Origin of the sequence: Streptomyces blattellae, from assembly GCF_009709555.1 — a bacterium.
In the GTDB taxonomy this organism is placed as follows: domain Bacteria; phylum Actinomycetota; class Actinomycetes; order Streptomycetales; family Streptomycetaceae; genus Streptomyces; species Streptomyces blattellae.
Genome location: NZ_WJBG01000155.1, coordinates 1 through 8,209 on the forward strand (window position 1 = coordinate 1; position 8,209 = coordinate 8,209).

At 67.6% G+C, this 8,209-nt stretch carries 7 protein-coding genes and 1 rRNA gene; 4 read left to right on the plus strand and 4 right to left on the minus strand.

Annotated elements, in window-relative coordinates; genetic code table 11:
* Positions 1 to 187: 187 nt before the first annotated feature.
* Positions 188 to 1,528 (minus strand): NsdA family TPR-like regulatory protein, encoded by a 1,341-nt coding sequence (locus GFH49_RS18300; protein ID WP_155057070.1) that lies wholly within the window; start codon positions 1,526 to 1,528, stop codon positions 188 to 190.
* A gap of 251 nt (positions 1,529 to 1,779) precedes the next feature.
* Between GFH49_RS18300 and GFH49_RS18305 the strand changes: the two genes are divergently transcribed.
* Both GFH49_RS18305 and GFH49_RS18310 read left to right on the plus strand, forming a co-directional pair.
* On the plus strand, positions 1,780 to 2,154 hold the full coding sequence (locus GFH49_RS18305; protein ID WP_155057071.1) for a DUF6415 family natural product biosynthesis protein: 375 nt from the start codon (positions 1,780 to 1,782) through the stop codon (positions 2,152 to 2,154).
* Positions 2,151 to 2,369 (plus strand): hypothetical protein, encoded by a 219-nt coding sequence (locus tag GFH49_RS18310; RefSeq protein WP_155057073.1) that lies wholly within the window; start codon positions 2,151 to 2,153, stop codon positions 2,367 to 2,369. Before GFH49_RS18305 ends, GFH49_RS18310 begins: the two co-directional genes overlap by 4 nt.
* A gap of 406 nt (positions 2,370 to 2,775) precedes the next feature.
* Here the strand turns inward: GFH49_RS18310 and GFH49_RS18315 are convergent, their stop codons facing one another.
* A complete protein-coding gene (locus GFH49_RS18315) occupies positions 2,776 to 3,030 on the minus strand; it encodes a GntR family transcriptional regulator (protein WP_196218038.1) in 255 nt (84 codons plus the stop codon).
* Between the two features lie 386 nt (positions 3,031 to 3,416).
* Here GFH49_RS18315 and GFH49_RS18320 point away from each other — a divergent pair, with 386 nt between their 5' ends.
* Positions 3,417 to 4,274 (plus strand): DUF8829 domain-containing protein, encoded by an 858-nt coding sequence (locus GFH49_RS18320; RefSeq protein WP_155057075.1) that lies wholly within the window; start codon positions 3,417 to 3,419, stop codon positions 4,272 to 4,274.
* A gap of 67 nt (positions 4,275 to 4,341) precedes the next feature.
* On the opposite strand, the gene ptsP is transcribed toward GFH49_RS18320, so the two are convergent.
* Positions 4,342 to 6,012, minus strand: coding sequence for a phosphoenolpyruvate--protein phosphotransferase (gene ptsP / locus GFH49_RS18325; protein WP_155057077.1), 1,671 nt, complete (start codon positions 6,010 to 6,012; stop codon positions 4,342 to 4,344).
* Positions 6,013 to 6,091: 79 nt separating this feature from the next.
* On the minus strand, positions 6,092 to 6,541 hold the full coding sequence (locus tag GFH49_RS18330; protein WP_155057079.1) for a PTS sugar transporter subunit IIA: 450 nt from the start codon (positions 6,539 to 6,541) through the stop codon (positions 6,092 to 6,094).
* A gap of 551 nt (positions 6,542 to 7,092) precedes the next feature.
* Here GFH49_RS18330 and GFH49_RS18335 point away from each other — a divergent pair.
* Positions 7,093 to 8,209: ribosomal RNA gene (locus GFH49_RS18335) — 16S ribosomal RNA — on the plus strand; the annotation flags it as partial.

Below are 8,209 nucleotides of genomic sequence, written 5' to 3' on the forward strand. Positions count from 1 at the left end.
GGATGTTCAGGACCATGAGCTCAGGATCCGCACCCTCGAACGTGCCCGCTGGCCCATGCCCACGATCGGCGTCCTCGCCGGCGTGGCGGGTGCGGCGACGGGCGCCCTCGCCCTCTTCGCCCGCTGAAACGACACTGCGCCCCCAGCCACGGTCACCACGACCGTGGCTGGGGGCGCTTTTCTGCGTTCAGGCTGCCTTGAGGGCGGCCACATGCCGGGCGCGGTCCTCAAGATCGCGGACTCGGGAGACACCGCGGTAGGCAGGGAGAGCCTTGAGCATGGTCTTCAAGTGCTGGTCGCCTCGTGCAGAAGAGATCGTCATGTGCTCGTCGAGGAACGTGCCCCAGGTCGCGACGGCGGCCTCGACATGCCTCATGCGCAGTTGCCGCTCGGCGATCACGCCGAGGCAGTGCAGGCGGCCCTGCCGCTCCAGCGGGTCGCGAGCGGCATTCGAACGACGCAGGGACGCGATAGACCCGGCCTGGTCGCCGAGATGCCAGCGCACATGCGCCTCGTGGAAGAAGTACGCGGCGTTGTCGTAACCGCCCACGGCGTCCCGGTGGTTGTCTGCCCGGGATAGCGCCGTCTCGGTCTCCTGCAGGCGGGCGAGGGCCGTGCGCCGGTCGTCGGTCATCGAGGCCGCCGCCGCCTGCTGCCCGCGTAGGAACGCCACCAGGCGCGGTCCAGCGGCGGGCGCGGCCTCGGCGGCGGCGTCGGCCAGCTCCAGCCCCTTCACCCCGTGACCGAGATGGGTGGCCTGCAGGCTCATCCCGCGCAGTGTGCGGCAGAAGGTCACGTGGTCCTCGGCGGCCCCGGCGAGTTCGAGGGCCCGCTGGTAGTACTTCTGGCCGAGGCCCTGCTGGTCCTCGTACATCGCCATCCAGCCGGTGAGGTACACGAAGTCAGCGACGGCGGCCCGCATGTCGCGCTGTACCTGGTCGGTGCCGGACGCGCGCAGGTAAGGGCCGGCGGTGTTGACCAGGAAGGCGGCGGCCATCGGTCGGGCGTGCCCGGCGCCGACCTGGTCCAGGATGTCGGCGACCTTGTCCGTCATGGTGCGCACCGTCTCGACATCGCTACGGCCGATGTGCAGGGTCCGTCCCGCGGCCACGGCATCCATGCGCCCTGCCACGTCTTCGAACCGTGGCACTGCCAGTGCCGCCGCGTACATGCCGCCCTTGAGGACCCCTCGGCGAGAGGGGTCCATGTCCGCCCTGCTCAGGTCTATCACTCCCGTGACGACGTCGTTGTGCTCGTCGGCCGGTCCGGCATCGGGCCAGCCGATCTCAGCGCACGTTACGGGGCGGCCGAGTAGCCGCGAGAGCGCTTCGACCACCGCTGGCCGGGCGGGTGGCTTGGGTACCGACCCGGCGAGCCAGTGAGAGACGGTCGTCTTGTCGTAGTGCAGGGTGACGCCGAGTTCGCGGCCGGCGGCGTTCACCCTGCGTGCGAGCTGCGCGTTTCCGATCCCTCCCGTCTGCATGAGAGCCGCAAGGGCGGTGTTCGGTGTGCGTGGTTGCCGTGGCATGCGAACCCCCGAGTCGTGTTCAACCAGTTCAACCGGTCTTCCACTGTCCTCCCTTACCCCGAGCGGCGCACAGGGGTTGGGTGATTACAAGCCGTTCGCACCCCCCGTCGGGCGGTAGTTGACGGCCCGGCGTCCCTCCCACCCCCGAGGGGGACGCCGGGTTCCGAGACGGCGAAGAAGCCCCATGTACGAGACCCCGGCGAGGTGGAGGCCTCCCGGGGCGTGGCCAACGCTTCGAGGGAGCGCCGACAATGCCAAGAAGTACCACGCCGCCCGCCGCCACGGCAGAGCGGGCACCCGTCGACCTGGAGACCATGCGCGCCGCCGCGCGGCGGCTCCTCGCCGAAGATTCCGAGCTGCCCATGCCTGACGAGCTGGACACGATCACCCTCCAGTTGCGCGGGCACATCATGCTCACCATCCCCGAGGTGGAGACCGCCGCCCGCAAGCTCCCCGAGGACGACGTGCCGCGCGCCTGCGCTCTGGCGTGTATCGGGGAAGCAAGGATGAGACTCGGCCTTGAGCCGGGCCGCACACTGCCCGCTGGGATCGCGCATGCGCAGCGGCTCGCACGCTCCGTGGCCGCCCTCTGTGACCACTACGAGAACCTCGGCGGGAACACATGACCGCGGCCGTGCACATCTGCCGCCACTGCGACGGCCTCATCACCGACCCCGACGACGCCGTGTACCTCGGCCACGAACCGGGCAACTCCGGCCCCGGCTGGGACGTCTACGCGCACCGCGCGCACGCGGACCTCGTCGGCCCGGACCCGGTGGCCACGCGCATACTGGCCCGCGTCCTGATCGCCCGCGCCAGCGCGGGCCGATCCAGCGGCTGATCCTGCTGCCCCCGCCCCGGATGGGGCCCCACGGCGGCGACCGCAGGGTCAGGGTCGCACCCCGAACGCCCCTCCCGCCGGGCTCTGCAAACGCCCGGCGGGAGCGGTCCCCGACCCCTTCTGGGCAACGGGACCACCAGGCGGAGGAGAGGTTCCTGCGCCACACCAACAGGAGGACCAGATGAAGTGCCCTTGCGGAAGCAGCAATGTCCAGCAGATCCCGGAGACGTCGGATGGGGCGATCTACAGGTGCGGGGACTGCGGCGCCGAATGGTAGTTCCCTAAGACTCCCGCCCCAGGTCCCCACCCTGGACAGGTCGAGCCTGGGGCGGGTTGCACAGACCGGCCCCGCTCGTCTGCCTCCCCCGTGGCGGATGGGCGGGGTCTTCAACGGTGAGATGGGATGTCAGTCGTCCGGCGCGGCCGTATCCGGACGCGGGGCGACGAAGCTTCCGAGGCCGGGCTCGGTGTAGATGAGGCCGTCCTCCCGCAGCTGGCGGTGGACCTTCTGCCCGGTCACTCCGGCGATCCCGAACTCGTGCTGCAACCCGACGACGGAAGGGATGCGGGTGCGGGGAGGGTAGGTGCCGTCGGCGATGCGCTGACGGATCACCGCGTATACCTGGCGCCATCTCGGCACGTCCGGGGCGAAGTCGATCACCGGGACAAGCTAGGGGTGCCATGGCGCATCAGGCGAGATACAGCATACGTAGTACGCCATAGCATGCCACGTGTAATGTGAACACAAGCCACTCCGGCGTGATCCAGGCCTCTCCGGTGTGGTCACTCGGCGACGGGGTCATCGAGTCGCCTCATACGCCCGCCCTGCTGGAGGACCAGGAAGCCTCTGGCGGGGCGGGTTCTTTGTCTGTTCGCCGAGCCGCTGCGCACCCCGTGTGACTGCCGCGCACACACATATGTCGGGCGCACGGTCCTGAAGCTGTGGTTCCGCGAGCAGGGTGACCGGTGCACGGCCCGGCCCCGCCGCCCGCGAGGACCAGGAAGCCTCCCGGCGGCGGGGTCTTTCGGTGCCGAACGCCCGGCTAAATGTGCATCAATTCGACTGTCGGCCTGCTGACGGACGAGCACGACTTCCGCGCCATGCGGCGCTACCGCACCTTCACCTTCGACGACCACAGGACATACCTTCAACAAGTGGAGGCGCTCCTCAAGACGCGTGCCTCTCAGGGCAGCCACACGACAGTCGCGCTCTTCGACCCGCAGGAGTACGCCGAGTTCTGCGCGGACGCGGGCCTGGATCCCGACATCCCGACGAGCCGCACCCGCTTCACAGCCGAACTCGCCGCCACCGGACCTACGGTTCCCTACCAAGGCCAGTCCCTCGCCGACCTCGTCCCGACCCTGATCGACGAGGCCGTACGCCAGGCCACCTGGGAGTACGCGTCCACACTGCTCGCCCGCCTCGGCACCTGCGCGTCCTGTGGGGAAGACATCGGCCGTGCGGCCTTCGTCCGCGCATCACAATTCCTCGTCCGCATCCTCGACACGGCTCAGCCAGGCTCCCGCCACCTCGTCTGCAGCGTCGCGGGAACACCGGAAACACTCGTCTCCGTCCTCCACGCCGACGGGGGCTCGGACGGCACCATGCAGCTGGACGAGGCCGAGGCTCTCGAATTCACCACAGTCCTGGCCCTGGGCCTCGCCACCGAAAGCCCGGGCGGACTCGTGATGCGGACCAGCGCGCCAGACACGCCCGACCGGATCTACGGCTGGCGTCTACGCGGAGACGGCCTCGAACCCCTCACCGCAGGCGAGGTCTTCGACGCCTACTGCACCGACATCGAATCCGGAGACCTCATCTCCCCGGAATCCGGCGTCGACTACTGCACGCCACCCGATCTCGGCCTGGACGGGGGCGGACCCACGAAGGGGCACGACCACTGAACGCGCGAGGGGCGCCCGAAGGCGGGGCGCCCCTCATCAAGAGCCGAAGACGGCCCGCTGCCTCCGACTACTCGCCGGACAGCACCGCCTGTGCCGCGTTGCGCGCCCCCTCGGCGCTCTCCGCAGCCCGCGCCGCCGCGGCAGCCCGCTCACACTGGGCCAGCGTGTACTTCGCGAGAGTGCCCCGGACATAAGGAATCGACGCCGCACCCATTGAAAGGGAGGTGACCCCCAGACCGGTCAGCACACACGCCAGCAGCGGGTCGGACGCCGCCTCACCGCAGACACCACAGCTCTTGCCCTCGGCCTTCGCCGCTTCGGCGGACAGCGCCACCAGGTCGAGCAGTGCGGGCTGCCACGGATCCTGCAGCCGGGACACGGCCCCCACCTGTCGGTCGGCGGCGAAGGTGTACTGCGCGAGGTCATTGGTCCCCAGCGAAAGGAACTCGACCTCCTGCAGGACCGAGCGAGCCCGCAGCGCGGCCGACGGGATCTCGACCATCGCACCGAACTTCGCCTGCAGCCCAGAGGCACGGCACGCATCGGCGAACGCCTTGGCGTCGGCACGGTCTGCCACCATCGGGGCCATGACCTCAAGGTAGACCGGCAGCCCCTCCGAGGCCTTCGCCAGCGCCGTCAGCTGGGTGCGCAGCACCTCAGGGTGGTCGAGCAGCGTCCGCAGACCGCGTACACCCAACGCCGGGTTCGGCTCGTCGGCGGGCGTGAGAAAGTCCAGCGGCTTGTCCGCGCCGGCGTCCAGCACGCGTACCACGACGCGCCCCTCGGGGAACGCCTCAAGCACCTGCCGGTAAGCATCGACCTGCTTCTCCTCCGACGGCGCGTTCTTGCTGTCGTCGAGGAAGAGGAACTCGGTACGGAACAGACCGACGCCCTCGGCTCCGGCCTCGACAGCGGCCGGCACATCCGCCGGACCACCGACGTTCGCCAGCAGCGGCACCTTGTGACCGTCAGCCGTGGCACCCGGTCCGGTCGAGGCGGCCAGCGCGGCCTTGCGCTCAGCGGCCGCGGCCTCAAGCTGAGCCTTCTTCTCGTCGCTCGGGTTCACGAAAATGTCGCCGGTGCTGCCGTCCACGGCGATCACGGTGCCCTCGGCCAGCTCACCGGCCCCCGGAAGCGCCACGACAGCCGGCACCCCGAGCGCCCGAGCCAGAATCGCACTGTGGCTGGTCGGCCCGCCCTCCTCAGTCACGAAACCGAGGACAAGGGTCGGGTCCAGCAGCGCCGTGTCGGCAGGCGCCAGGTCACGAGCGACGAGAACGTACGGGTGATCGCTGTCCGGAACGCCGGGCATCGGCACCCCGAGCAGCCGGGCGACGATACGATTCCGCACGTCGTCGAGGTCGGCCACGCGACCCGCGAGGTACTCGCCGGCACCCGCCAGCAGCTCGCGATACGCGGCGAACGCGTCGTACACCGCACGCTCGGCAGTGCTGCCAACCGCGACTCGACGGTCCACATCCGCCATCAGCTCGGGATCCTGAGCCATCATGGCCTGCGCCTCAAGCACCGCCTGGGCTTCGCCCCCCGCCAGATTGCCGCGCGCAATCAGATCGGCCGCCACAGCTTCCACGGCCTTGCGGGCACGCCCCTGTTCACGCTCCGCGTCCTCCGTCGCAATCTGCTTGGCAGGCGGTTCGAGGACCGCCGTTCCCATGTGCCGAACCTCGCCGATCGCCACACCATGGCTCACGCCGACGCCTCGCAGCGTTGTCTCCATCTCACCCGTCTCCGATTGTGCGGCGGGTCCCGCCGCCGCGATGGTTGTCCCTACTTGCTGTCATACGAAGGCACGGACGTCAGTTCCACGCGAAGAGACTGTCGCCGGCCTTCACATCGCCTTCGTCACGGAGGTCGGAGAGCGCCTCTGCCGTGGCCTCAAGCGCCACGACCGGACACACCGCGGACTTGCCAGCGGCCTCGACGGCAGCCGGGTTCCAGCGCACGATGCCCTGACCGCGCTGCACGGTGTCGCCCTTGTTGACGAGTAGCTCGAAGCCCTCGCCGTTCAGCTGGACCGTGTCGATGCCGAGGTGGGTGAGCACACCGTGCCCCTGCTCGTCGACGACGACAAAGGCGTGCGCGTGAAGGGAAACGATCACTCCGTCCACGGGCGAGACCGCCTCGGAAGGTTCACGCACGGGGTCGATCGCCGTGCCGGGGCCGACCATTGCCCCGGAGAAGACCGGATCCGGCACGGCGGCCAGTCCGATGGCACGTCCTGCAAGAGGGGACGTCACGGTGGTCATGGGAAGCCTCCCGGGGGTGGAGATGCACGGACCGTCACCGTCACTGTCTGTCCCGGACGGCGCACTGTGCAGCAGCGTATGTCAGATGAAGTGCGGGTTCCGCATGAAAGCTACCGCGTGGTGGTCTAGACCACCAGCCCAATCAATTTGCACCCGCTTCGGGGCCCCGTGTACAGTCGTACACCTGCTTGAGGCCGGGCGACGCGACCTGGCGTCCCGGCCTGGCAGCAACCAACTTGTCAGATCCTATCTCGGGGTCATCCTCTGCATGCCTGCAGGGCGATGGTCGGAGGGCCGGAAAAACACTGATAGAGTCGGAAACGCAAGACCGAAGGGAAGCGCCCGGAGGAAAGCCGCGAGAGTGTCTCGGGTGAGTACGATGGAAGTGTCCGTTCCTTGAGAACTCAACAGCGTGCCAAAAATCAACGCCAGATATGTTGATACCCCGTCTCCGGCCGGTTGGTCGGGGCGAGGTTCCTTTGAAGAATACAGCGAGGACGCTGTGAATGGTCGGGTTATTCCTCCGATTGTTCCGCTCCCGTGATGAAGCATTCACGGAGAGTTTGATCCTGGCTCAGGACGAACGCTGGCGGCGTGCTTAACACATGCAAGTCGAACGATGAAGCCCTTCGGGGTGGATTAGTGGCGAACGGGTGAGTAACACGTGGGCAATCTGCCCTTCACTCCGGGACAAGCCCTGGAAACGGGGTCTAATACCGGATATCACTACTGCGGGCATCTGTGGTGGTTGAAAGCTCCGGCGGTGAAGGATGGGCCCGCGGCCTATCAGCTTGTTGGTGAGGTAATGGCTTACCAAGGCGACGACGGGTAGCCGGCCTGAGAGGGCGACCGGCCACACTGGGACTGAGACACGGCCCAGACTCCTACGGGAGGCAGCAGTGGGGAATATTGCACAATGGGCGCAAGCCTGATGCAGCGACGCCGCGTGAGGGATGACGGCCTTCGGGTTGTAAACCTCTTTCAGCAGGGAAGAAGCGGAAGTGACGGTACCTGCAGAAGAAGCGCCGGCTAACTACGTGCCAGCAGCCGCGGTAATACGTAGGGCGCAAGCGTTGTCCGGAATTATTGGGCGTAAAGAGCTCGTAGGCGGCTTGTCACGTCGGGTGTGAAAGCCCGGGGCTTAACCCCGGGTCTGCATTCGATACGGGCTGGCTGGAGTGTGGTAGGGGAGATCGGAATTCCTGGTGTAGCGGTGAAATGCGCAGATATCAGGAGGAACACCGGTGGCGAAGGCGGATCTCTGGGCCATTACTGACGCTGAGGAGCGAAAGCGTGGGGAGCGAACAGGATTAGATACCCTGGTAGTCCACGCCGTAAACGGTGGGAACTAGGTGTTGGCGACATTCCACGTCGTCGGTGCCGCAGCTAACGCATTAAGTTCCCCGCCTGGGGAGTACGGCCGCAAGGCTAAAACTCAAAGGAATTGACGGGGGCCCGCACAAGCAGCGGAGCATGTGGCTTAATTCGACGCAACGCGAAGAACCTTACCAAGGCTTGACATACGCCGGAAACGTCTGGAGACAGGCGCCCCCTTGTGGTCGGTGTACAGGTGGTGCATGGCTGTCGTCAGCTCGTGTCGTGAGATGTTGGGTTAAGTCCCGCAACGAGCGCAACCCTTGTCCTGTGTTGCCAGCATGCCCTTCGGGG

Bases quoted from the DNA above. Each gene is read 5' to 3' on its own strand.
- GFH49_RS18300 (WP_155057070.1), bottom strand. From the start codon at position 1,528: ATGCCACGGCAACCACGCACACCGAACACCGCCCTTGCGGCTCTCATG.
- GFH49_RS18305 (WP_155057071.1), top strand. From the start codon at position 1,780: ATGCCAAGAAGTACCACGCCGCCCGCCGCCACGGCAGAGCGGGCACCC.
- GFH49_RS18310 (WP_155057073.1), top strand. From the start codon at position 2,151: ATGACCGCGGCCGTGCACATCTGCCGCCACTGCGACGGCCTCATCACC.
- GFH49_RS18320 (WP_155057075.1), top strand. From the start codon at position 3,417: ATGTGCATCAATTCGACTGTCGGCCTGCTGACGGACGAGCACGACTTC.
- ptsP (WP_155057077.1), bottom strand. From the start codon at position 6,012: ATGGAGACAACGCTGCGAGGCGTCGGCGTGAGCCATGGTGTGGCGATC.
- GFH49_RS18330 (WP_155057079.1), bottom strand. From the start codon at position 6,541: ATGACCACCGTGACGTCCCCTCTTGCAGGACGTGCCATCGGACTGGCC.